Origin of the sequence: Flavobacterium omnivorum (assembly GCF_900099915.1) — a bacterium.
GTDB classification, from domain to species: Bacteria; Bacteroidota; Bacteroidia; order Flavobacteriales; family Flavobacteriaceae; genus Flavobacterium; species Flavobacterium omnivorum.
Genome location: NZ_FNDB01000010.1, coordinates 23,619 through 47,864, shown reverse-complemented (window position 1 = coordinate 47,864; position 24,246 = coordinate 23,619). Strand labels below are relative to the sequence as shown.

General features: G+C 34.8%; 23 protein-coding genes. 11 read left to right on the top strand and 12 right to left on the bottom strand.

The window, feature by feature from the left end; genetic code table 11:
• Positions 1 to 83: 83 nt before the first annotated feature.
• The 3 genes from BLS90_RS10735 to rlmB all read left to right on the top strand — a co-directional run bounded on the left by BLS90_RS10735 (position 84) and on the right by rlmB (position 5,601).
• Positions 84 to 3,344 (top strand): SusC/RagA family TonB-linked outer membrane protein, encoded by a 3,261-nt coding sequence (locus BLS90_RS10735; protein WP_091257641.1) that lies wholly within the window; start codon positions 84 to 86, stop codon positions 3,342 to 3,344.
• 11 nt (positions 3,345 to 3,355) lie between these two features.
• Entirely contained in the window at positions 3,356 to 4,801 is a 1,446-nt protein-coding gene (locus BLS90_RS10730; RefSeq protein ID WP_091257640.1) for a SusD/RagB family nutrient-binding outer membrane lipoprotein, read from the top strand.
• Between the two features lie 65 nt (positions 4,802 to 4,866).
• Entirely contained in the window at positions 4,867 to 5,601 is a 735-nt protein-coding gene (rlmB, locus tag BLS90_RS10725; RefSeq protein WP_091257639.1) for a 23S rRNA (guanosine(2251)-2'-O)-methyltransferase RlmB, read from the top strand.
• Between the two features lie 63 nt (positions 5,602 to 5,664).
• Here the strand turns inward: rlmB and BLS90_RS10720 are convergent, their stop codons facing one another.
• Positions 5,665 to 6,453 (bottom strand): rhomboid family intramembrane serine protease, encoded by a 789-nt coding sequence (locus BLS90_RS10720; protein WP_091257638.1) that lies wholly within the window; start codon positions 6,451 to 6,453, stop codon positions 5,665 to 5,667.
• Positions 6,454 to 6,724: 271 nt separating this feature from the next.
• Here BLS90_RS10720 and BLS90_RS10715 point away from each other — a divergent pair, with 271 nt between their 5' ends.
• On the top strand, positions 6,725 to 8,002 hold the full coding sequence (locus BLS90_RS10715) for a replication-associated recombination protein A (RefSeq protein ID WP_091257637.1): 1,278 nt from the start codon (positions 6,725 to 6,727) through the stop codon (positions 8,000 to 8,002).
• A 69-nt stretch (positions 8,003 to 8,071) separates the two neighbouring features.
• On the opposite strand, the gene BLS90_RS10710 is transcribed toward BLS90_RS10715, so the two are convergent.
• From BLS90_RS10710 to BLS90_RS10685, 6 genes are read right to left on the bottom strand one after another with little or no spacing between them, the layout of a single operon-like run.
• Entirely contained in the window at positions 8,072 to 8,818 is a 747-nt protein-coding gene (locus tag BLS90_RS10710; RefSeq protein WP_091257636.1) for a hypothetical protein, read from the bottom strand.
• 3 nt (positions 8,819 to 8,821) lie between these two features.
• Positions 8,822 to 9,511 (bottom strand): YjjG family noncanonical pyrimidine nucleotidase, encoded by a 690-nt coding sequence (locus BLS90_RS10705; RefSeq protein WP_091257635.1) that lies wholly within the window; start codon positions 9,509 to 9,511, stop codon positions 8,822 to 8,824.
• A gap of 9 nt (positions 9,512 to 9,520) precedes the next feature.
• Positions 9,521 to 10,216: a RadC family protein gene (gene radC / locus BLS90_RS10700; protein WP_091257634.1), complete on the bottom strand. Its 696-nt coding sequence runs from the start codon at positions 10,214 to 10,216 to the stop codon at positions 9,521 to 9,523.
• Between the two features lie 12 nt (positions 10,217 to 10,228).
• Positions 10,229 to 10,687 carry a GNAT family N-acetyltransferase gene (locus BLS90_RS10695; RefSeq protein WP_091257633.1) on the bottom strand — a complete coding sequence of 153 codons (459 nt, stop codon included), beginning with the start codon at positions 10,685 to 10,687 and terminating at the stop codon, positions 10,229 to 10,231.
• Positions 10,688 to 10,694: 7 nt separating this feature from the next.
• Positions 10,695 to 12,050, bottom strand: coding sequence for a UDP-N-acetylmuramate--L-alanine ligase (locus BLS90_RS10690; RefSeq protein WP_091257632.1), 1,356 nt, complete (start codon positions 12,048 to 12,050; stop codon positions 10,695 to 10,697).
• Between the two features lie 43 nt (positions 12,051 to 12,093).
• A complete protein-coding gene (locus tag BLS90_RS10685) occupies positions 12,094 to 12,792 on the bottom strand; it encodes a tetratricopeptide repeat protein (protein WP_091257631.1) in 699 nt (232 codons plus the stop codon).
• A 133-nt stretch (positions 12,793 to 12,925) separates the two neighbouring features.
• Here BLS90_RS10685 and BLS90_RS10680 point away from each other — a divergent pair, with 133 nt between their 5' ends.
• Both BLS90_RS10680 and BLS90_RS10675 read left to right on the top strand, forming a co-directional pair.
• Positions 12,926 to 13,741 carry a UDP-2,3-diacylglucosamine diphosphatase gene (locus BLS90_RS10680; protein WP_091257630.1) on the top strand — a complete coding sequence of 272 codons (816 nt, stop codon included), beginning with the start codon at positions 12,926 to 12,928 and terminating at the stop codon, positions 13,739 to 13,741.
• A gap of 52 nt (positions 13,742 to 13,793) precedes the next feature.
• Positions 13,794 to 14,786 (top strand): glycosyltransferase family protein, encoded by a 993-nt coding sequence (locus BLS90_RS10675; RefSeq protein ID WP_091257685.1) that lies wholly within the window; start codon positions 13,794 to 13,796, stop codon positions 14,784 to 14,786.
• Between the two features lie 61 nt (positions 14,787 to 14,847).
• Here BLS90_RS10675 and obgE read toward each other — a convergent pair whose 3' ends face one another.
• Together obgE and BLS90_RS10665 are read right to left on the bottom strand one after the other, a co-directional pair.
• Positions 14,848 to 15,849 carry a GTPase ObgE gene (obgE, locus tag BLS90_RS10670; RefSeq protein WP_091257629.1) on the bottom strand — a complete coding sequence of 334 codons (1,002 nt, stop codon included), beginning with the start codon at positions 15,847 to 15,849 and terminating at the stop codon, positions 14,848 to 14,850.
• Between the two features lie 72 nt (positions 15,850 to 15,921).
• Positions 15,922 to 17,145 (bottom strand): hemolysin family protein, encoded by a 1,224-nt coding sequence (locus BLS90_RS10665; protein WP_245705092.1) that lies wholly within the window; start codon positions 17,143 to 17,145, stop codon positions 15,922 to 15,924.
• Between BLS90_RS10665 and BLS90_RS16895 the strand changes: the two genes are divergently transcribed.
• Positions 17,144 to 17,356 carry a hypothetical protein gene (locus BLS90_RS16895; RefSeq protein WP_091257627.1) on the top strand — a complete coding sequence of 71 codons (213 nt, stop codon included), beginning with the start codon at positions 17,144 to 17,146 and terminating at the stop codon, positions 17,354 to 17,356. The genes BLS90_RS10665 and BLS90_RS16895 overlap by 2 nt on opposite strands.
• Positions 17,357 to 17,411: 55 nt before the next feature.
• On the opposite strand, the gene BLS90_RS10655 is transcribed toward BLS90_RS16895, so the two are convergent.
• Positions 17,412 to 17,984 carry an adenylate kinase gene (locus tag BLS90_RS10655; RefSeq protein WP_091257626.1) on the bottom strand — a complete coding sequence of 191 codons (573 nt, stop codon included), beginning with the start codon at positions 17,982 to 17,984 and terminating at the stop codon, positions 17,412 to 17,414.
• A 15-nt stretch (positions 17,985 to 17,999) separates the two neighbouring features.
• Positions 18,000 to 18,530 (bottom strand): hypoxanthine phosphoribosyltransferase, encoded by a 531-nt coding sequence (gene hpt, locus BLS90_RS10650; protein WP_084129483.1) that lies wholly within the window; start codon positions 18,528 to 18,530, stop codon positions 18,000 to 18,002.
• A 215-nt stretch (positions 18,531 to 18,745) separates the two neighbouring features.
• Here hpt and BLS90_RS10645 point away from each other — a divergent pair, with 215 nt between their 5' ends.
• Positions 18,746 to 19,912: a 5-(carboxyamino)imidazole ribonucleotide synthase gene (locus BLS90_RS10645; RefSeq protein ID WP_091257625.1), complete on the top strand. Its 1,167-nt coding sequence runs from the start codon at positions 18,746 to 18,748 to the stop codon at positions 19,910 to 19,912.
• A 72-nt stretch (positions 19,913 to 19,984) separates the two neighbouring features.
• Positions 19,985 to 20,470 carry a 5-(carboxyamino)imidazole ribonucleotide mutase gene (gene purE, locus BLS90_RS10640; protein WP_175455471.1) on the top strand — a complete coding sequence of 162 codons (486 nt, stop codon included), beginning with the start codon at positions 19,985 to 19,987 and terminating at the stop codon, positions 20,468 to 20,470.
• 50 nt (positions 20,471 to 20,520) lie between these two features.
• Here the strand turns inward: purE and BLS90_RS10635 are convergent, their stop codons facing one another.
• Positions 20,521 to 21,192 (bottom strand): hypothetical protein, encoded by a 672-nt coding sequence (locus BLS90_RS10635; protein WP_091257623.1) that lies wholly within the window; start codon positions 21,190 to 21,192, stop codon positions 20,521 to 20,523.
• Between the two features lie 224 nt (positions 21,193 to 21,416).
• Between BLS90_RS10635 and BLS90_RS10630 the strand changes: the two genes are divergently transcribed.
• Entirely contained in the window at positions 21,417 to 23,444 is a 2,028-nt protein-coding gene (locus tag BLS90_RS10630; protein ID WP_091257622.1) for a M3 family metallopeptidase, read from the top strand.
• A gap of 90 nt (positions 23,445 to 23,534) precedes the next feature.
• Entirely contained in the window at positions 23,535 to 24,242 is a 708-nt protein-coding gene (locus tag BLS90_RS10625) for a YqjF family protein (RefSeq protein ID WP_091257684.1), read from the top strand.
• The last annotated feature ends 4 nt before the right edge of the window (positions 24,243 to 24,246 follow it).

Sequence of the window (24,246 nt, the reverse complement as noted above, 5' to 3'; positions counted from 1 at the left end):
TTAAGATAAAATTAGCATTTCATATATTAGGAAAGTTAACAAATTATTAAGAGGTTTGCGAGACTAATTCAAAATATTAAAAAATGAAACTAAAGTTTAATGGATTCTTAGTGCTCTTAGTAGCACTTGTGGCGCAAATAACTTTTGCGCAAGAAAGAACTGTTTCCGGTATTGTTTCTGATAATGCAGGATTGCCTTTACCAGGCGTGAGTGTGTTAGTGAAAGGAACTCAAACTGGAACTCAAACGGATTTTGATGGGAAATTTTCCATCAGGACAACACCAAGTCAAGTCTTGGTATTTAGCTACATTGGGATGAAAACCCAAGAAATATTAGCTGCTTCATCTAACTTAAATGTAAAATTGAAAGATGATGCAATGGAACTAGAAGGTGTTGTAGTAACAGCTTTAGGTATTAAAAGAGAGAAGAAAGCACTTGGATACGCAACACAACAAGTTAGTGGAGAAGAGGTTTCTAATGTAAAAAGCCAAAATTTTGTGAATTCACTTTCCGGAAAAGTGGCTGGTTTAAACATCAAAACATCAGGAAATTTTGGTGGTTCAACTCAAGTAGTAGTAAGAGGTAACAGTTCTATTACGGGTAATAACCAAGCATTATTTGTTGTTGACGGAGTTCCTATAGATAACGGTAACTCAAATCTTGGTAGCCAGCAAGCTGGAGGAGGTGGTTATGACTACGGAAACGCAGCATCAGATATCAACCCAGATGACATTGAGTCTATCAACGTTCTTAAAGGAGCAGCTGCAACAGCACTTTACGGTTCTCGTGCTTCTAAAGGTGTTGTGATGATTGTTACTAAAAAAGGAAAAAAACGCAAGGGTCTTGGCGTTACTGTTTCTTCTAGTATGACTATGGGAAATGCTGATAAAGAGACATTACCTAGATATCAAAATAAATATGGTGCTGGTTATGGTCCTTTTTATGGACCAAACGAAGACGCATATTTTAATGAAGCTGATATAAACGGTGATGGCATACCTGATTTAACAACACCTTTCACTGAAGACGCTTCTTATGGAGCTGCATTTGATCCAAGTTTGTTGATTTATCAATGGAATTCCCTGTATCCACAATTGACAGATACATACCAAAAAGCAACACCATGGGTAGCTGGAAAAAATAATCCAAATTCCGTTTGGGGAACAAGCAGTACAGCTGTGAACTCAGTTTCATTAGACGGAGGTACTGATAGCAGTACTTTCAGATTAGGTTTTACTAACTTGCTTTCAGAAGGAAACTTACCAAACAGTAACTTAAGAAGAAATACAATCACTTTTTCAGGATCTCAAGACCTTTCGGATAAATTAACAGTATCTACAAGTCTAAATTTTGTAAAAGCAGATGGTAAAGGAAGAAATGGTACTGGATACTCTTCTGGGAACGTTATGCAACAATTTAGACAATGGAATCAAATGAACGTTGATTTCGGAGAACAAAAAGATGCTTACTTTGCAACAGGAGATAATATTTCTTGGAATCCAAACAGTGCTACAAATCTAAGACCTATCTATTCTGACAATCCATATTGGACTTTTTACGAGAATTATCAAAATGATACTAGATCAAGATACTTTGGTAACGTTGCTTTAGATCACAAAATAAATGACTGGTTGAGCGTAATGGGAAGATTCTCATTTGACACTTTCGGAGAAATCCAAGAAGAAAGAATCAATGTAGGAAGTGCTGATGTATCTAAATATACTAGACGAAATAGAAATGTTTCTGAATATAATTATGATGCAATGCTAAACTTCAATAAAGATTTAACTGAAAAATTAAATTTAGAAGGAAACATCGGTTTCAACTTAAGAAACAATACTATCAACAGTATATCTGCTGAAACCAACGGAGGTTTAAACCTAAGAGGTTTATATTCTCTTTCAAATAGTGTGAATCCTATTAATGCTCCTATTGAATATGCTTCAAGTAGCTTAGTTGATGGGGAATACATTAGAGCAAGTTTAGGGTACGATGGATTTGCTTACTTAGAAGGTTCATTTAGATCTGACCGCTCTTCTACATTACCTAAAAAGAATAACAGATTTAATTATTATTCAGTTTCAGGAAGTTTAATTTTCTCTGAGTTGATTAATGCGCCATGGTTATCATTTGGTAAAGTTCGTGCCAACTATGCAGAAGTTGGTAGTGATACCAATCCTTACAATGTATTTAATACATTTGGTATTGGAACTCCATTCAACGGAACGGGTATTGCATCAAATCCAGGAGCACAAGCTAACCTGAATTTATTACCTGAAAGACAAAATAGTTATGAACTTGGTCTAGAAATGTCATTTTTAAAAAAACGCGTTGGTTTTGACATATCCTACTACAACAACCAAAATATTAACCAAATAACACCTATTCCATTATCTACTTCAACTGGATACTCTCAAGCGCTATTGAACGCGGGAACCATCGAAAACAAAGGTATTGAAGTTCAATTGAATGCTACACCTTTTAAAACTGCTGATTTTAAATGGGATTTAAATCTGAACTGGTCTCAAAATAAAAGTTTAGTTGTTGAATTATTAAACGGAATTGAAAACCTACAAATAGCAAGCTTACAGGGTGGTATATCTATCAATGCTACACCAGGTCAACCTTATGGAACTATTAGAGGTAGCGACTTTATTTATGCTGCAAATGGACAACCTATCGTTAACCAAACTGGGTCAGCAACAAGAATAGGTTCATACCAAAGAACTAGCACAAGTAATAGTGTGATTGGTGATATCAATGCTGACTGGAAGGCTGGTCTTAACAACAGTTTTACTTACAAAAATGTAAATTTGAGTTTCTTAATTGACATGCAAAAAGGTGGAGATGTTTTCTCTCTTGACACATGGTACGGTTATGCTACAGGAATGTATGATTTCTCTGCTGGCACAAACGAATTAGGCAATCCAGTAAGAGATGCAGTGGTAGGAACGCCTGGGAATTACGGTGCAAACTCTGGTGGTGTAATATTACCTGGTGTTGCTCCTGATGGCACACCTAACACAGTAAGAGCGAATGCTGATACTTATGCAAACCCATGGGGTTACGCAAGAGCTCCTAATAAATTACACGTTTACGATGCTGGTTATATCAAATTGCGTGAAGCTAGTTTAACGTATATTTTCAGTGGTAAAACATTAGATAGATTACCTTTTACTAACGCTTCATTCTCAATCATTGGTAGAAACTTATGGATTATTGACAAAAATACTCCATATGCTGATCCTGAAGCTGGGTTAAGTTCTGGAAACGTTCAGGGTTACCAATCTGGTGCTTATCCTTCTATTAGAGAAATTGGAGTAAGTCTTAAATTACAGTTTTAAAAAATTAAATTATGAAAAAGATAATAATAACAGCGTTATCTATTTTAGCTCTAGTATCGTGCCAATCTGATGATGCATATGAAGACTTAAATAGAGACCCAAAGAATCCGACTCAGGTTGATGCATCATTTTTATTCAATAATGCGACTAAGAGCTTAGTGGATCAAATGACTAGTACAAATGTGAACACTAATATCTTTAGGATGTTAGGACAACACTGGACTGAAACAACGTATGTAGATGAGGCCAATTACGACTTCAATACACGTAATATTACTAATGCTCACTGGTCTGAAATGTACAGAGATGTTATTTTAGATTTAAATACAGCAAAAAATAATACTGAAGCAACTCCAATAAGCCCTACTTTTTCTCAACAAACTAAGGATTCAAGAAAAGCTCAAATTGAAATATTGAGTATTTATGCTTGGGCTAACTTGGTAGAGACTTTCGGAGACATACCTTATTCTCAATCATTAGATCCTGGTACATTTATTTTACCTAAATATGATGATGCAGCTACTATTTATGCAGACTTACTTACACGATTAAATGTTGCAATTCCAAATTTAACTAATAGTGGATTTGCCGCTTTGGATCCAATTTATTCTGGAAACCTTGCTTCTTGGAAAAAATTTAGTAATTCGTTAAAGCTAAGAATGGGTATTCGTATTGCTGATGTTCCTGCCTTGTCAACAGTTGCTCAGGCAGCAATCACAACCGCTATTAGCGGAGGTGTGTTTACTTCAAATGCGGATAATGCATCTTTACGTTATGAAAGTTCTTCTCCAAATACAAATCCGGTGTGGGTTGATCTAGTTCAATCTGGAAGATCTGATTTCGTTGTAGCTAATACATTAGTAGATTTCATGAATAATCTTAATGATCCGAGAAGAGAAGTTTATTTTAAACAAAATTTAGGAGTAGGAGTTTATGAAGGTGGACCTTACGGTGCAAATAATAGTTTTTCATCTTATACACAAATTGGTGACATAGTAGCAAATCCAACTAATCCAGCCTCTTTATTAGATTACTCAGAAGTAAGCTTTTATTTAGCAGATGCCGCTGAACGTTCTATTTCAGGAACTCCAGCTATAGCAGCAGGATTTTACAACAAAGGTATAGCAGCTTCATTTGAACAATGGGGTGCATCAGGCATTACAAATTACTTACTTAACCCTAATGTAGCTTATGCAACTGCACCAGGATCATGGAGAGTAAAAATAGGTAATCAACTTTGGTTGGCTATGTACAATAGAGGCTTTGAGGCATGGACTGCTTGGAGAACTTATGACATTCCAGGTTTCAACATACCAGTTGTATCTGAATTGCCAGTTCCTACAAGATATACATATCCTATTAGCGAACAAAATTTAAATAAAACTAACTACACTGCAGCTTCTGCAGCCATAGGAGGAGATAAACAAACTACAAAACTTTTCTGGGATAAATTTTAATTCTCAGTAAAATTATTTTAAAACCATCAGTGAAAGCTGGTGGTTTTTTTTTATACATTTGCACCATGGAAAAAGAACATCAAATATTTGGGATTAGGGCGATAATTGAAGCCATCCAAGCAGGCGCAACAGTAGATAAAGTTTATATTCAAAAGGAAGCGAGCAGCGAACTAATGAAAGACTTAATGAAAGTAATGAAGCGTGGAAACATTAATTTTTCCTATGTACCGGTTGAAAAACTTAACAGACTGACCCCTAATAATCATCAAGGTGCAGTAGCAACGATATCGCCGATATCCTTTTTTGATCTAGAATCTTTAATTGAATCTGTTGTTGAAAACGGAAAGAAACCCTTATTTTTAATATTAGATCAAATCTCTGATGCTCGCAATTTTGGCGCGATCATAAGAACTGCAGAATGTACCGGAGTAAATGGAATTATTGTTCAAAAGGCAGGTTCAGCGCCCGTAAATGGCGATACCGTTAAAACGTCGGCTGGTGCTGTATTTAATATTCCGATTTGTAAAGTAGAACATATAAAAGACGCCATTTTTCTGTTGCAAGCAAGCGGTATTAAAACTGTCGCTGCAACTGAAAAAACAGACATAACTATATATGACATCGCTTTAAACGAGCCCGTTGCAATTATTATGGGATCGGAAGATCGTGGTGTAAACCCATCGGTTCTTAAAATTGTAGATGAAAAAGCAAAACTACCTATGTTTGGAACTATAGGGTCTTTGAATGTTTCAGTAGCTTGTGGTGCTTTTTTGTATGAAGCCGTAAGACAAAGAAGTTAAATCCGTCCACTTCCGACCCGCCCAAAAGGGAAGAGAACTAAGACAGTGAAAATATAAAATGAATTAAAACTCCGGTTTTGATTCATTTTTTCCGTTTGAGACAATCTCATATTTTACAGGAACATTGATCGTATAATAAGACACGAATACCTGTTGGTCAGCAAATTCTTCAATTTTAGGGATATTTACAAAGTTTCCGTTTTCATCAAAACGCTGCATAAATTTATCTGCTGTAGCATCAAAGTCAGGGTGTTCCCAATCGTATTTAATCACTTTCTTATACTCAGGAGTTTTATAAACTAAAGAAAGAAAAAATCCCGCGAGCAATCCTCCCAAATGTCCTTCCCAAGAAATAGATTTGTTTCCAGTACTCTCAGGACTTGGAAAAACATACCAAACCAAGCCACCATAAACAACTATCACAGCTAGCGACAAAGCGACAAGCCTATTGTACTTCGTTAGTATGCCTTTAAAAAAAACAAAACTAAACAACACATAAATTAATCCGCTTGCGCCTACATGGTAATTTTCTCTTCCAATACTCCAAGTGATACAACCCGAAATTAAAATACCGTATACAATAACTTTTATCGATTGCTCTGCATAAAAAAATTGTAAAGCAGTTAATAAAATCAAGAGCGGAATGGAATTGTTATAAAGATGTTCTATATCGGCATGAATGAATGGACTAAAAAAAACACCTTGTAAACCTGAAAAAGTTCTAGGGTAAATCCCATTTTCGACAAAGTCAATATCAAATCGAATTTGGAGCCAAAAAACAAACCACAACAACACCACAAAAAAAAGGGGCAGTCCAATAACTGAATTCGTAAATTTAAAATGCTTTTCCATGAATAGGGTGAGATTTTACATTTTGATATTAATTCAAAAACTTATCCAAAAGCAATTTAATGCTATTTTGTCATATTTAAATTAAAAAGGCTTTCTAAAGTATCAGTCCCTAGCCCGGATGGAAGCGGCATCCTTTTCTAGCTCGTTTTTTAACGAGATAGAAAAGATATAGTGTACAGCCGGAAATAGCTCCAAATAAAAATAGTAATTTTACCAAAGTCATATTTTCGATTGAACAGTAACGAAATTAGATTTTAGATTTAAAGAAAAAATGGAAGCACCACTTGCAGAACGCATACGCCCTCAAAAATTAGAAGACTACATCAGTCAATCCCATCTCGTGGGACCCAATGGATCGTTGACGCAACAAATAATAAAAGGAATTATCCCATCATTAATTTTATGGGGGCCGCCAGGAACTGGAAAAACTACACTAGCACAAATAATCGCACAAGAATCCAAACGTCCCTTTTATATTTTGAGTGCGATTAATTCAGGGGTTAAGGATATTAGGGAAGTGATTGAAAAAGCAAAGCAAAGTGGTGGTTTATTTACTGCAAAAAATCCTATTCTTTTTATTGATGAGATTCACCGTTTTAGCAAATCCCAACAGGATTCGCTATTGGCTGCTGTTGAAAAAGGTTGGATTACGCTGATAGGCGCTACAACTGAAAATCCAAGCTTTGAAGTGATTCCCGCATTACTTTCCCGCTGTCAGGTCTACGTATTGAATGCCTTTACTAAAAAAGATCTTGAGTCACTACTGAAACGCGCTATTAAGACAGACGCTTATTTATCTACTAAAAACATTAAACTAAACGAGACCGAAGCCTTATTGCGACTTTCCGGCGGAGATGGACGTAAACTGTTAAATATTTTTGAACTTGTTGTAAACGCTTCCAATGAAGACGAAGTAATAATCACTAATGATCGTGTTTTTGCTTTGGTACAACAAAATACTGTTTTGTATGACAAAACTGGAGAACAACATTATGACATTGTTTCTGCTTTTATAAAATCGATTCGAGGCAGCGATCCTAATGGCACTGTTTACTGGCTAGCGCGAATGATCGAAGGCGGTGAGGATGTAAAATTCATAGCCCGACGAATGCTTATTCTCAGCAGTGAAGATATAGGAAATGCAAATCCTACTGCCTTTATTATGGCCAATAATACATTTCAGGCTGTGTCTACGATTGGGTATCCGGAAAGCCGAATCATATTAAGCCAATGTGCGGTTTACCTTGCGACTTCCCCTAAAAGTAATGCTTCCTATTTAGCAATTGGAACAGCACAACAGTTAGTAAAACAAACCGGAGATTTACCGGTTCCTATTCACCTGCGCAATGCCCCTACAAAATTAATGAAAGAGCTAGGATATGGTGAAGAGTACAAATACGCCCATGATTACACTAATAATTTTGCAGAACAAGAATTTTTACCTGATGCCATAAGCAAAAAACCTATTTATATTCCTGGAAACAATTCAAGGGAAAACAGCATACGAGAATTTCTGAAAAACCGTTGGAAAAATAAATACGGATATTAAATTCCATAAAAAAAGTCTATTAGGCAAGACTTTTTTTATGAAATTAGGTAGGAAATGAAGAGTAAGAAATTAAAACTTAACCGCTACTTTTTCAGAAATTAATTTATCATTTTGATAATATTCAAAATACCATTGATTGTCTTTCAAAATTAAAGATCCTTGAACTGTATCTCTTATTGCAATAAATGAATTGGCTTGGGATGTTTTAAACAACTTCATAATTACTTTTGGAGTATTGTCAATAAGCTGAAAACCAGTTTCGGTGGCCTGAGCGTAAAGCATAGTGCCCTCTTTACTTGTAAGACTGGGCTTTAATTCTGTTACGGCTACCATTTCCTTTATTATAGGAGTGGCAGCAGCTGCAACAACTGCCGGCTGAGTCTTAGCACGAGTCCCACTGTATTTATATTGCAACTCATATACGGATTCGAAGGCTTGAGCTAGCGCTTCATTATAAGCATTTTTATAGTCTTTTTCTTTACTTTTACCAGCAGCCGATTGAAAAATGATTTTACCATAGCAATCCTTCAAAGTGATGAACAATCTTGTTGTCAAAAAACCACTATCATTAACTACATCAGCATACAATAAATCGCAACGATCACTGTATTCATCAGGAATTGTCTCGTTACTATAAAAAGAAACGAAGCCTGCCTTATTTAAATTAAACTTAGTTATAGTGTTCAAACGGTATTGATTCTCTCCCTTTAGAAATTCATATTTCAAAGGAACGATTACTGCCTTATACTCATTTACGGATTGAGCGTACGAATAATTAATTGCTAGTACTAGTACGAATAGAAATAACTTTTTCATAGTTTATAAATATTTTTTGATTTCTAATAAATGGTTAATTTGTTTAATGTGACTTCCAACTTCAATTTTTGCTTCGTTGAAAAATACCGCATCTAATCCTGCGTCAATCGCTCCTTGAACGTCTGCATCAAAGCTATCTCCAATCATAATGCTACTTTCTTTTTTGGCTTTAGCCAAATCTAAAGCAAAATTAAAAATTAGTGGATTTGGTTTCTTAACTCCAGCCATTTCAGAATTAGTAACGGTTCGAAAATAAGACTCAATCTTAGAATTACTTATCTTTTTATATTGAACCTCCGCAAATCCATTTGTAATTATATGAAGTGTATATCTTTGATTTAAATACTCTAAAACTTCAATTGTTCCATCAAAAAGGTGATTGTTATCGGGTAAAAAACGAAGATAATCCTCAGCAATAACATCTATTTCTTCATCGGAAATTGTATAATTTATAGCATCAAAAGAATGTTTCAGTCGATTGTATCGCAATTCTTGATGTGTAATTTTATCATATTGATACAACTTCCAACATTCTTGATTAATGGGTACGTATTTTTCAATAAATTGTTTGGTTTCAATTTCGGGATGATTTCTATTAAAAATCCCCTCGAAAGTCAACTCTGAATTTTTATCAAAATCCCAAAGTGTATGGTCTAAATCGAAAAATACGTCTTTTATGTGTGTTTGTTTCATTTTTAAATTTTAAAATATTCCTTCATCTGCAAAGCTGAAATAACTGTTTTCAGTTATAATGAGATGATCCAAGACTTTTATTTCTAAACTATCTCCAGCTAATTTCAATTTCCTTGTAATTTGCTTGTCTGCATCACTAGGAATCAAAGTGCCCGAAGGATGATTATGGCATAGTATTAAGGCTGTAGCTCCAATTTCTAGAGCCGATTTAAAGACAATGCGAACATCAACTAGCGTTCCAGTAATACCGCCTTTACTTAACTGCGATTTAGCAATCACCTTATTTGAATTATTCATGTAAATGATCCAAAATTCCTCGTGTGGCAATTCCCCAATAATAGGTTGCATGATTTCGAAAATGATTTTACTCGAAGTTATTTTCTTCAATTCTACTGCATCTTCTCCTCTTCGGCGTCTTCCTAATTCTAAAGCAGCAATTATCGAAATTGCTTTCGCCTCTCCTATTCCTTTGAATTGCATGAGTTGAGACAACGATAACTTTCCCAGCGCATTCAAATTATTATCAACACTAGCCAAAATCCGTTTGCTTAAATCCACAGCTGATTCACTCCTACTTCCTGAACCAATCAAAATGGCAATTAATTCCGCATCACTCAAAACACTTTTGCCTTTGAGCATCAGTTTTTCGCGTGGCTTATCGTCTTCGGACCAATTCGTTATAGGGAAAAAGGAATTTTCAGCCATTCATTTTGTTGTTTAAATTGATTTCCGCATGCAAATACTATTTTCTAAACCTACATAAGGCTCGTAATTATCAACAATTTTATATCCTGTTTTTTGATATAAAGCAATCGCTTCTTTTTGTTTGTATAAAGTTTCCAAAACAGAAAACGAATATCCTAAATCATGTGCCCAACCTTCCAATTCAAGTAAAATAGTTTGCGCCAAACCCATTCCTCGAGCTTCAGGTGAAACAAACATACGTTTTATTTCAATTGTATTTGTATCGTATTTTTTGAAACAACCACAACCAACGGCTTTGTCTTCAATATAAAGAATAACAACATTCGGATTTAATTCCAAAATATTATTACCCCAATAATCCGATTTTAATTCCGGATAACGCTCCCATAAACTTTCATCTAATGCTTTGATCAAATTTACAAAATCTGGGTTTTCACTGGTAGCCTTAACAATTCTACTATTATCTTTCATACCACTTTTATTTTACCAATTCCTTTACTTCATCAAAGTTTAATCCGCCGTAATTACCGGAACTCATCAATAGCAAAGCAGCATTTTCAAGATTTAAGTTGAAAAGATAGTCTTTGAAATCTTTTGGATTAGTATAAATAATTAAATCTTCACGATTAAATGCTTTAGCAATCTGTTCGTAAGTTACTTCTTCAAGCTGTTTGATTTTCACCGCATCTGGCGAATAAAAAACGACCGCTTTATCGGCATATTCCAATGCACCTTCGTATTCTTTCAGGAATTCAGCATTCAAACTACTGTACGTATGCAATTCTAAACACGCTACTAAAGTTCGATTAGGATATTGTTCTTTCACCGCTTTTGTAGTTGCTGCGACCTTACTTGGTGAATGGGCAAAATCTTTATAGGCAACTTTCGTATTGCTTTCGGCAATTTTCTCCAATCGTTTTGAAGCGCCTTTAAAACTGGCTATGGCTTCATAAAAATCAGCTTCATCAACGCCCATATTTTGACAAATCCATTTGGCTCCAGCCAAATTGTTAAGGTTATGCGCTCCAAAAACTTCAATTGGCATATCGCCTTCTGGAGTTTCCAGCAATGTCACACCGTCACTTACGGTATATTTTGGAGTATGATAGGCTAATTTTCGAATTGGGTTTGTCGCGGCTTCAGCAACCCGTTTTACTTCAGCATCATCTTCATTGTAAACGAGAATCCCACCATTTGTAATTTTACCAATAAAAATTTCGAACTGTTCTACGTAATTCTCATACGTTGGAAAAACATTGATATGATCCCAAGCGATCCCTGAAATCAATGCAATATTGGGTTGATACAAATGAAATTTAGGTCGGCGATCAATTGGCGAAGACAAATATTCATCTCCTTCCAAAACTATAAAATCATTCTCCTCCGTAAGATGAACCATCGTATCGAAGCCTTCCAACTGTGCGCCAACCATGTAATCTACCGCTATATCATGGTAATGCATAACATGCAAAATCATTGACGTAATTGTTGTTTTTCCATGAGATCCGCCAATAACTACTCGTGTTTTATTTTTAGATTGTTCGTAAAGAAATTCCGGATAAGAATATATTTTTAGTCCTAATTCCTGCGCTTTTAATAATTCAGGATTATCCGCTTTAGCATGCATACCAAGAATAACCGCTTCAATAGCTGACGTTATTTTCTCAGGAAACCAGCCTAATTCTGGAGGCAAAATCCCCTTTTTATCTAATCTTGATTTTGATGGTTCAAAAATTGCATCGTCACTTCCTGTAACTTGATATCCTTTGTTGTGTAGTGCTAAGGCCAGATTGTGCATGGCGCTTCCGCCGATAGCTATAAAATGTGTACGCATTCTAATTTTGGTTTATTAATTTTGGATTCAGAAGAAATTATAATTAGTCCTGATTTTTTTTATCATACGTTTCTAATACTGTTTTTGCCTTTTCAGGATCCCGCATTTTGTTTTTATACAAGCTAGCTAATTTTTGATAACTTGTTTTGGAACCTCCAGCCATTATCGCTTTTTTGTATTGTTGTTCTGCTATTTTATATCTTTTAAAATATTCTTCAATATGTCCTCTTGACAAATAACCGTCAACAGGCGACAATCGTAATAATTCATTGGAATATTTGATAGCTTTCGATTCGCTTCCACCTACAATTCCCGGTAACTGAATATACAGCTCAATTAAGGCCCAACGGGCTTCAATGTGCTTTGAATTTAGGGTGATTGCTTTTTCGAAGGAAGCCTTCACTTCGTCAATCATTCCAAGGGCTTTAAACTTGTTCGAATCTTTGGCTTTCATTCCTAAAGCGCCACCGTATTTATAGTGGTAATTAGCTTCAGAAGATTTGAGTTGCTTGAGTTTTTTATAATAGCCAATCGCCTTATCCCACAATTTATCATGACCAGCTATATCTCCAAGATATTCAATGGTTTTTAAATCCGATGGGTTAGACTTCAAAACAGATTCAAAAACCAACTTAGCTTGATCCATTTTATCCGCCTTATAAAGTTTTTCTGCTTTTTCGAAATCTGATTGTCCCCACATCATAACCGGTAGAAATACAAATAAATAAATAATATGTTTCATTCTTCAAAAATAGGGAAATTTTGAAGTATTAAATAGATTTATTTAGGCTAAAAAATGCCCTGTTAAAAATAGAAACATAACCAACAAGAAACATTATCATAACATAGTGGTCTTACATTCGTAAAAACTAAAAATGAAAAGAAAAAGAAAAATTCCTTTAGTCGTATTAAGTGATGTACACTTAGGAACATATGGCTGCCATGCTAAAGAGTTGTTGCAATATTTAAAATCAATAAATCCTCAAACATTGGTTTTAAATGGAGATATCGTAGATATTTGGAGTTTTACCAAAAGCTATTTTCCTGCAGCCCATATGAATGTATTGAGACAAATTATAAAAATGTCTAATCATGGAACCCGTGTTATTTACATAACTGGAAATCACGATGAAGCTTTACGGAAATACTCTGATTTTATTTTAGGCAATTTCGAATTGGCAGATAAACTAATCCTTGATTTAGACGGTAAAAAAACATGGATTTTCCACGGAGATGTATTTGACTCCTCAACGAAGGGTTATGCTAAAATATTAGCTAAACTTGGCGGAAAAGGATATGATTTGTTGATTATAATCAACAGCTTCATCAATTGGGTTTTAGTGCTTCTAGGGAAAGAGAAAAGAAGTTATTCAAAAATGATTAAAGACAGTGTCAAGAAAGCTGTTTCCTTTATATCTAATTTTGAAACTACTGCAGCAGAAATAGCCATCCAAAAAAAATACAGTTATGTAGTTTGCGGACATATTCATAAACCGCAAATGAAAGAAATAGAAAATGAACACGGAAAAGTGATGTACCTGAATAGTGGTGATTGGGTTGAAAATCTTACCGCATTAGAATACAAAAAACAAAAATGGAGTCTATACCACTACAAAACAGAACACTACAAAGACTCTGACACTCAAGAGGAAAAAATCATCAATGATATTGTCAATAAAATTCTTTCCTAAAAAAAAAAATTACGAAAACAATAAAACATCCTTAAAATCAAAATATACAGTAATGAAAATATTTTATGCCATTCAGGCAACCGGCAATGGTCACATCAGCAGGGCTGTACAATTATATCCTTATCTGCAAAAATTTGGTGAAGTTGATTTTTTTTTGAGTGGCAACAATGCCAGTCTGAATGTCAATTTGCCTATAAAATATAGAAGCGATGGCTGTAGCTTGCATTATAGTAAGTGTGGCGGTTTGAATTATTGGGATATTGCCAAAAATATTAAACCAAAACAAATCTATAAAGATGCAAATTCTTTACCGTTGAAAAACTATGATGTGATTATTAATGATTTTGATTCGATTACTTCTTTGGCTTGCAAATTACAGAAAGTGCATTCGATACAATTTGGACATCAAGCCAGTTTTATATCGCCTTTGACTCCCAGGCCTGAAAAAAAGAGCATTATAGGAGAAATGATTCTGAAACATTATGCACCTGCTCCTCAATATATTGGTCTCCATTTTGACAAATACGACTCCTTTATACGTCCTCCAATTATTAAAGACGAAATCGTAAATGCTGAACCCAAAAACAAAGGTCATATTACCGTTTATCTACCTTCATTTCAGAAGGAGTGTTTAGAAAAAGCATTCAACAAGCTTCCTAACCTTTCTTTTCATTGGTTTTTGAATGATATACATACCAAACACACGATAAAAAACGTTACTTATTTCCCTGTTAATCAAGAATATTTCAATAAAAGTCTGATTAATTGTGAAGGAATCATTACTGGCGGAGGATTTGAAACCCCTGCTGAGGCATTATATTTAGAAAAAAAAATACTCTCTATTCCTATTCGCAAGCACTATGAACAAGAATGCAATGCGGCGGCTCTTAAAAAAATGGGAGTTCCTGTTCTTTATGATGTTGGTGATGATTTTTACTTAACAATAGAAAACTGGCTTGATTCCCATATAAAATACCCAAAGATGCAAGCCAATAATATCCCCGAAACATTGCAATTTTTATTTGATATTTATAATCATAACTGAATTAAATAAAACAGAAAAGGTGCTCTTTTCAGAACACCTTTTCTATATAAAAACTTAATTCTTAGTCATTCAACATTTTCCATAATTTATCTTTCAACTCGGTTAAACCTTGTTGAGCCACAGAAGAAATAAACATATATGGCACATCCTTAAAAGCAACATCTAGTTCTGTTTTTAACTCTGCTCTTAACTCGTCATCTAGCATATCGCATTTAGAAATCACAAGCAAACGCTCTTTGTCTAGCATTTCTGGATTGTATTTGGTCAACTCATTCACTAGAATATCATATTCTCCTTTGATATCTGGCGTATCAACAGGAACTAAAAATAGCAATGTTGAATTACGCTCGATATGTCTTAAAAAATAATGTCCAAGTCCTTTTCCTTCGGCAGCACCTTCAATAATTCCAGGAATATCGGCGATTACAAACGATTGAAAATCTCTGTAAGCTACAATTCCAAGATTTGGTTTTAATGTCGTAAAAGGATAATCAGCAATTTTAGGTTTCGCTGAAGTCAAAACTGACAACAAGGTTGACTTTCCTGCATTAGGAAAACCTACCAATCCTACATCGGCCAATACTTTCAACTCTAGAATAACGTCCATCTCTGCTCCAGGCAATCCTGGTTGAGAATACCGTGGTGTTTGATTTGTTGAACTTCTAAAATGCCAGTTACCTAAACCCCCTTTACCTCCTCTTGAAAGTATTTGTTTCTCACCATCTTCGGTGATTTCAAATAATATTTCTCCAGTTTCTTTGTCTTTTACCACAGTACCTAAAGGGACTTCGATAAATTTATCATCACCGTCTGCACCTGTACTTCTATCTCCACTACCATCTCCACCATTACCTGCTTTGATGTGTCTGGCGAATTTTAAGTGAAATAAAGTCCATAGACCTTTGTTTCCAACCAAATACACATGACCACCGCGACCACCGTCTCCACCATCTGGTCCTCCTTTTTCAATAAATTTTTCTCTGTGCAAGTGCGTAGATCCTTTTCCTCCCTTTCCGGAAGAAACATATATTTTAACGTAATCTACAAAATTCCCTTCTGTCATTTTTTCTACTATTCAATTTTCAACTACACCATTGAAATTCCATTTTGAAATTCCCCATGATGTTCACTATTTTTATACTTGTAATGCCTTTACCATTACTTTATCAATTTTCACACCATCCATATCAATGACTTCTAACTCAAATTTTTGCCAAATCAATTTTTCCCCTTGTTTGGGTATATGAGAGAGTTCTGTCATGATTAATCCGCTTACCGTTGTGACTTCATAATCATTGATTAATTCATCTAACTCAAAGTAAGTCAAGAAATCGTGTAACGAATAATGCCCGTCTACTAACCACGTTCCATCTTCTCTTTCTACTAGCTGGAAATCATCTTTATAAAAATCAGATGCATCACCTACCAATGCTTCTAGAATATCATTCAAAGTAATTACTCCCTGAAATACGCCATATTCATCAGATACAAATGCGTAATGAATACCCGATTTTTTAAATATTTCTAATGCGACATATGCGGTCGTTTGCTCCATCATAAATGGGGCTTCGGTCATAATGTCAACCAAATTGAAATTATCATTTTCAAAATGAGCAAAAATATTTTTGAGATTTACAACGCCAACAATATCATCATAATTTTCTCCATAAACTGGATAAATTGAATGCAACTCCTTCAGCATAAACTCCCTAACTTGTTCTTTATTAGAGTGCAATGGTAAAAACATCACTGATTTCCTATGAGTCATCAAAGAGTTTATTTTGCGGTCTCCAATATGAAATACACGCTCCACAATATCTTGCTCTATTTCCTGCACTTCACCTCCTTCGGTTCCTTCTTTGATAATCGCTTTTATTTCTTCCTCGGTCACTCGACCATCTGCTGTAGGCTTTATTTGTAAAACGTTAAGTAAAAATTCTGTAGAATGTGTTAATAACCAAATAAAAGGTGCCGTAACGATTGAGACTATTTTCATAGGCAACGCTACCGCCTTTGCTATCGCTTCAGGATGATTTAAACCAATTCTCTTTGGCAACAATTCACCAAGAACTAAAGAAAAAAAAGTCAAAATAACAACAACTAAACCTACCGCGACCGGATGTGCATACGGTGTTAATATTGCAATTCCTTTGATGAATACCTCAACATCTTCAGTTATCTTATCGCCACTGTAAATACCAGTAAGAATCCCTATCAAAGTGATTCCTATTTGTACCGTAGACAAAAACTTATTGGGAGAATTAGCTAAATCCAAGGCGATTTTAGCGCTTTTATTTCCCTTTTTTGCTGCCGTTTCCAGCCTATTTTTTCGTGCTGAAATTAATGCGATTTCTGACATGGAGAAAACCCCATTTAGTAATATTAGAAAAAATATTATTAGTATTTCCAATGTATTAGTGGATTCGTTTTTAAATAAAAATCTAATTTCTGAATTTTTCGTTCATGAAATTGTCAATCCGGTTTTTAGCCCAGATCGAAGTGAAAAGCCAGGAGATAAAAGAACTATTTTTTCTTGTCAAAAAAGAGCGACCAAAGGAAGCTCCTTTTAGGACTTAGAAAAATGTTTTTTTATCGAGGACTTGTAACATAGAGCTGGAATAGCTCCTATAAATTATCAATAACCGCGCTTACTCGTTGCGTAATTTCGGCAATAGTACCTATACCATTCACTGCAAAAAACTTACCTTGAGCTTGATAATAATTCATCAAAGGCGCTGTTTTTTCATTGTATTCTTGGTAACGATTTCTGATCTTTTCTTCATCTTGATCGTCAATTCGGCCACTTGTTTTTCCTCTTTCTAACAAGCGCTGTACTAAAAGCTCATCATCTGCTTCTAGTGCTATTGTTGCGGCAACTTTGGAACCAATTGAAGCAAGAAAACCATCTAAATCTTCAGCTTGTGATAGTGTTCTTGGATAACCATCGAACAAAATTCCGTTAGCCTCTGGATGCTTATTTACTTCATCAATAAGCATTTTTGTAGTCAGCTCATCCGGTACTAAATCACCAGCATCCATAAATACTCTTGCTTGTTTGCCAAGTTCGGTATCATTTTTTAAATTAAACCGAAATACATCACCGGTGGATATATGCGTTAATTTGTATTTTTCCTTCAAAAACTCTGCTTGAGTTCCTTTACCTGCTCCTGGTTTTCCAAATAAAACAATGTTAGTCATGTTGTTGTTGTGTAGTTATTCTTTAAGTTTATATACTTCTGGTAAATTTCTTCCTAATCCATCGTAGTCTAAGCCATAACCAACAATAAATTTATTAGGAATTCGGATTCCTATATAATCTATCTTGATGTCTTTAGTGTAGGCTTCTGGTTTAAAAAAAAGAGTTGCAATTTTAAAATGCTTGACATTTTGTTTTTTAAACAATTCTTTTAGTTCCACCAATGTGTTTCCAGTATCCACGATATCTTCGATAATGATTACAGAACGACCCGTTAAATCCTGATTTAAACCAATCAACTGTTTCACTTCGTTTGTAGAAGAAGTTCCCTCGTACGAAGCCATTTTTATAAAAGAAACTTCACATGGCTTTTTGTATAACTTCATAAAATCAGAAACTACCATAAAAGCACCGTTCAATACACCTACAAATACGGGAGTTTCATCAGCAAAATCGTCTTCTATTTGGGCAATCATTTTTGTCAAAGCAAATTCTATTTCTTTAGCAGAAATAAACGGAACAAATTGTTTATCGTGAAGTTGTATCATTTTTTGATGTTTAAAATAATGGGCAAAGATACAGAATTCGGAATTGTGAATTGATAAATGGGCATTAATTTGTATTTTTAAGTAAATTCCATAAAAAACAACCTAAAAATCTATCGAAAGGCATAAAAGTTACAACATAAATTCCGAAGAAAATAAAATAGCATTTCCCAATTCAATCATTATAAAGTATCTTTGCTTAAACATACAACGACACCATGAATTATTTTTCTTCTGATTTTAAATTGGGGATTCTCGGCGGCGGACAATTAGGTAAAATGCTATTGTTTGACACTCGGAAATTTGACATCCAAACTTATGTGCTGGACCCCAGTGATGAAGCGCCCTGTAAAATTGCCTGCGACCAATTCTTTAAAGGCGACTTAATGGACTTTGAAACGGTTTATAATTTTGGAAAATTAGTCGATGTTTTGACTTTTGAAATTGAGCTGGTCAATCTAGAGGCCTTAGTAAAACTGGAGGAAGAAGGATTAAAAGTGTATCCTTCGCCAAAAACTTTAAAATTGATTCAGAACAAAGGAATACAAAAAGATTTCTACCGTCACCATGCAATTCCAACTGCAAATTACCAACGATTTGACGATTTAAAAAGTTTAGTGGTATCGATTTTAGATTCAAAAACAAAAGTCCCTTTCGTTTGGAAATGCACCGAATTTGGATACGATGGAAATGGTGTAAAAGTTATTCGACAAATTTCAGATCTGGACAATCTAGCTAATGTGGAATGCATTGCTGAAGAAATGATTCCTTTTAAAAACGAATTGGCAGTTATTGTTTGCCGCAATCCTTCGGGCGAAATAAAAACCTATCCCGTGGTAGAAATGGAATTTCATCCAGAAGCAAACCAGGTAGAATATGTGATTTGTCCTGCTCGAATTGAAGATACAGTAGCAAAAAAAGCAAGAGCAATCGCGCTTCATGTTTCTGAAAAATTCAATCATGTTGGATTACTAGCTGTAGAAATGTTTCAGACCGATGATGATGAAATTCTCGTGAATGAGGTAGCGCCTCGTCCTCATAATTCCGGCCATTATTCTATTGAAGCCAGCTATACTTCCCAATTTGAAAACCATTTGCGCGCCATCCTAGATTTACCATTAGGAAATACCGACAGTAAAGTAGCTGGAATTATGGTAAATCTAGTAGGTACCGAAGGATTTACCGGAAATGTAGTCTACGAAAACATCGAAAAAATATTAAGTTGGAACGGCGTTACTCCACACATTTACGGAAAGAAACAAACGCGTCCATTTAGAAAGATGGGACACGTGACCATCGTAAATGAAGATATTAATGAAGCAAGACGAATTGCTGAAGAGGTAAAAAATACCATAAGAGTAATAAGTGATCAATTGGATAATTAAAAGACATACTGATTTACAAATTGTAATAAGCTAAATAGGGTTTTAAATAATTTTTCAATCTTTAAATAAAAAATAATGAAAGTAGCCGTAATAATGGGAAGCATCTCAGACATGCCGATCATGCAAGAAGCAATAGATATTTTAAAAGCATTCGAAATAGAAATAGAAGTCGATATTGTTTCGGCACACCGAACTCCTGAAAAATTATTTGATTTCAGCAAAAATGCGCATACTCGTGGAATTTCGGTTGTTATTGCTGGTGCTGGTGGCGCGGCACATTTGCCAGGAATGGTTGCCTCTATGTCTCCACTACCAGTCATTGGTGTTCCTATCAAATCAAGCAATTCTATAGATGGTTGGGACAGTGTTTTATCCATTCTACAAATGCCCGGTGGTGTACCTGTTGCAACAGTTGCTTTGAATGGTGCCAAAAATGCAGGGATTTTAGCAGTTCAAATCTTAGGAAGCCATGATAAAAGTATATTAGAAAAAATAATCAAGTATAAAACAGGATTAAAAGAAGCGGTTATTATCGCCTCTGAAAGTCTACAAAAATAAAAAAAGCTCCAGATGGAGCTTTTTTTACGGCATAAAAGTGTTGACATCATTTATTCAACGTCAAGTGCAATTTCTAGAATTCCTTCAAATTCTGATGCAATAATATCTCCTTTACTCAACCAATATTCAGAGGTTATGATCATAAAATTACTATTATCCGTTGATCGTACTTCCCATAAAATATCTTCTGCTTCTGGAAAAGGCAGGTTTTCAGTCATAGGCAGATCAAACAATCTTTTGATCAAATTACTACCTAACAAACCGTTGTTTAACAGTTTCAAAATACTCGCTTTAGTCAATTCAATTTCGCTTTCCTCTTCCAAAGGCACAAAACTACATTCGATAATAGTCGCTTTAGCATTCGGGAATGTACCATTATAGGCTTTAAAGAGCAATTGATTCACATGGAATAAGGTTGCATGTAGTCCAATTTCAGGATATTCTTCACATACTTTATCTAATAACATGTCATTCGAAACTTGTTGAATCTGACCTTCATTCAAATTTTCAGATAACTTATATTCCAATGCAATTACGGCAGCATCTTTAGGTTCAAAATCAGATATAGCCATGAATAATAACTCCTTCAAAGTGGCAGGATCCGAATCACCAGCATCTGGATAATCGAATTTTTCCAACAACTTTATATAATCATCACTTGTCCAATAACCTTCAATTTCATCAACGGTGTAGGCTTTCTTTATTGTAATTTGATAGTTCATCTTTTCTTTAAAATTTATTGTTTTTTAGATTCGTTTCGTTAAAAACCAATCTTTTTTTACAATTTAAGGCTTTATTACTCACAAACGAAATAAATAACATTTAAATAACACAATCTACTCTAGTATTTTAGGGCAAATCAATTCCTTTAAGATCCCCGATTTTTTCAATAAATCCCTACCTTTGTTCTGTTTAAAACATCAAATTATTTTTATTAAAAAAACAAATGAGCATCTTGACCCATCACTTCAACACAAAATACAATACGGCCCCTTTTTCGAAAATAAAAAATGAGGATTTTTTTCCTGCTTTTCAAAAAGGAATCGAACTCGCGAAAGCCGAAATCGATGCCATTATCAGAAACCCTATACAACCTACTTTTGAAAATACCATAGAAGCATTGGACTTTAGCGGTGCTATTCTAGATCGAATTTCTAGTATTTTTTTCAACTTAAATTCTGCAGAAACCAACGATGAGATTCAAAAAATCGCACAAGAAGTTTCTCCTTTATTATCAGAGTTTGGAAATGATATTCGACTGAATCCTGATTTATTTGCACGAGTAAAAACAGTTTACGATCAAAGAGAAAAATTAAATCTGACGGCTGAACAGACTACGCTTTTAGACAAAAAATACAAAGGTTTTTCTAGAAATGGTGCTAATTTACCCGAGGATAAAAAAAATCAATTAAGAGAAATAGACAAAGAATTATCAAAATTAAGTTTGCAGTTTGGCGAAAATGTTTTAGCCGAAACCCAAGCCTATCAATTGCATATTACAGACGCATCTGACCTAGCTGGTTTACCAGAAGGAACTATCGAAGCCGCTCAATCATTGGCCAAAAGCCAAGAAAAAGAAGGTTGGATTTTTACTTTGGATTACCCAAGCTATGTTCCATTTGTGACCTATGCTGATAATCGTGAATTACGTAAGAAAATGGCAATTGCTTTTGGTGCCAAAGGTTTTCAAAATAACGAATTTGACAACCAAGAAATTGTCCTTAAAATTGCCAAATTACGTTTTGAAAGAGCACAAGTTTTAGGATATGCAAGTCACGCCCATTTTGTTCTTGAAGAACGAATGTCCGAAAGTCCTGAAAAAGTAAAAAAATTCTCAAATGACTTATTAGAAAAAGCCAAACCGGCTGCTTTAAAAGAATTTGCACAATTATCTGCTTTCGCCAAAGAATTAGACGGTGTTACACTGCTAGAAAAGTGGGATGGCGCTTATTACTCAGAGAAATTAAAACAGCAATTATTCCATTTAGACGATGAAATATTAAAACCCTATTTTCAATTAGAAAAAGTTTTGGAAGGTGCTTTTGCAGTAGCGCAAAAATTATACGGGATCACATTCGAAGAAACTTTTGAAGTGGACAAATACCATGAAGAGGTAAAAACATACGTTGTAAAAGACGAAGAAGATCAACTTGTTGCCATTTTTTACGCTGATTTCTTTCCAAGGAAAGGGAAACGCAACGGAGCTTGGATGACTTCTTTTAAATCCCAATACATCAAAAATGATATTAATGAAAGACCGCACATTTCGATTGTATGTAATTTCACAAAACCTACCGAAACAAAACCATCTTTATTAACTTTTAACGAAGTAACCACTTTGTTTCATGAATTTGGCCACGCGTTACACGGTATGCTGGCTAACACTACGTATCCTAGTTTATCTGGAACAAGTGTCTATTGGGATTTTGTGGAATTACCAAGTCAAATTTTAGAAAACTGGTGCTACGAGCCGGAAGCATTGGCTTTATTCGCCTATCATTATGAAACAGGAGAAATGATTCCTATGGAATTAGTACATAAAATCAAAGAAAGCGCAAGTTTTCAAGAAGGAATAGCAACAATGCGTCAATTGAGTTTTGGATTACTCGACATGGGCTGGCACGCTCAAGACCCTTCGAACATCAAAGACATTAAAGCTTTTGAAAATGAACAATTTGCAGCCACACAATTGTATCCTGATGTTAAGGAAAACGCAATGAGTACTTCGTTTTCGCATATTTTTCAAGGCGGATATTCCTCTGGCTATTACAGCTATAAATGGGCTGAAGTGCTAGACGCTGACGCTTTTGAATATTTTCAGGAAAAAGGTATTTTCGATAAAGACGTCGCTACTAAATTTAAGGAGAACGTACTATCTAAGGGCGGAACAGAACATCCTATGGTCTTGTACAAACGCTTTAGAGGTCAGGAACCACGACCAGAAGCTTTATTAAAAAGAGCCGGATTAGTATAAATAGTAGCATAATGAAAACCCTAAGTAATGTGGGTCAGGTTTTTAATGGACTGTCGAACCAACTACAAAAAAATTAAAATCAAACAAAAGATGAGTTTTTTAAAAGCCGAATGGAATAACCTAGCCATGATTAATTATGAAGTTGATCCTGAAATTCTGCAAAAATATGTCCCAAAAGGAACTGAACTCGATTTCTGGAATGGCAAATGCTACGTAAGTTTTATTGGATTTCTTTTTGAAAAGGTACGTGTTCTAGGAATAAAAATCCCTTTCCACTCTGATTTTGAAGAAGTCAATCTTCGGTTTTATGTGAGGCATTTGGACAACGGAGTTTGGAAAAGAGGTGCTGTTTTCATTAGTGAAATTGTACCAAAATATGCCATTTCGTTCGTTGCTAATACCTTTTACAACGAGCAATACCAGACGTTGCCAATGAAACATACGTTGAATGTAAACGAGAATTCAAGAGAATTCATTTACCAATGGAAAGTCCGTAACAATTGGAATACCATTCATGTAACAACGGACAAAACTCCCATTGCAATTGAAACGGATTCAGAAGCTGAATTTATTACGGAACACTATTTTGGTTATACCAAAATCAATGAAAATGAAACTTTTGAGTACCAAGTCACACATCCTAGATGGCAACAATTTGAAGTAACGAAGAACAACTCTAAAATAGATTTTGAAGGTGTGTACGGAAAAGAATTCGCATTTATTGCTGATTTAGAACCAACTTCCGTATTTCTAGCTATTGGCTCCAAAATCACTATCGAAGACAAACGAAAATTATAATTTT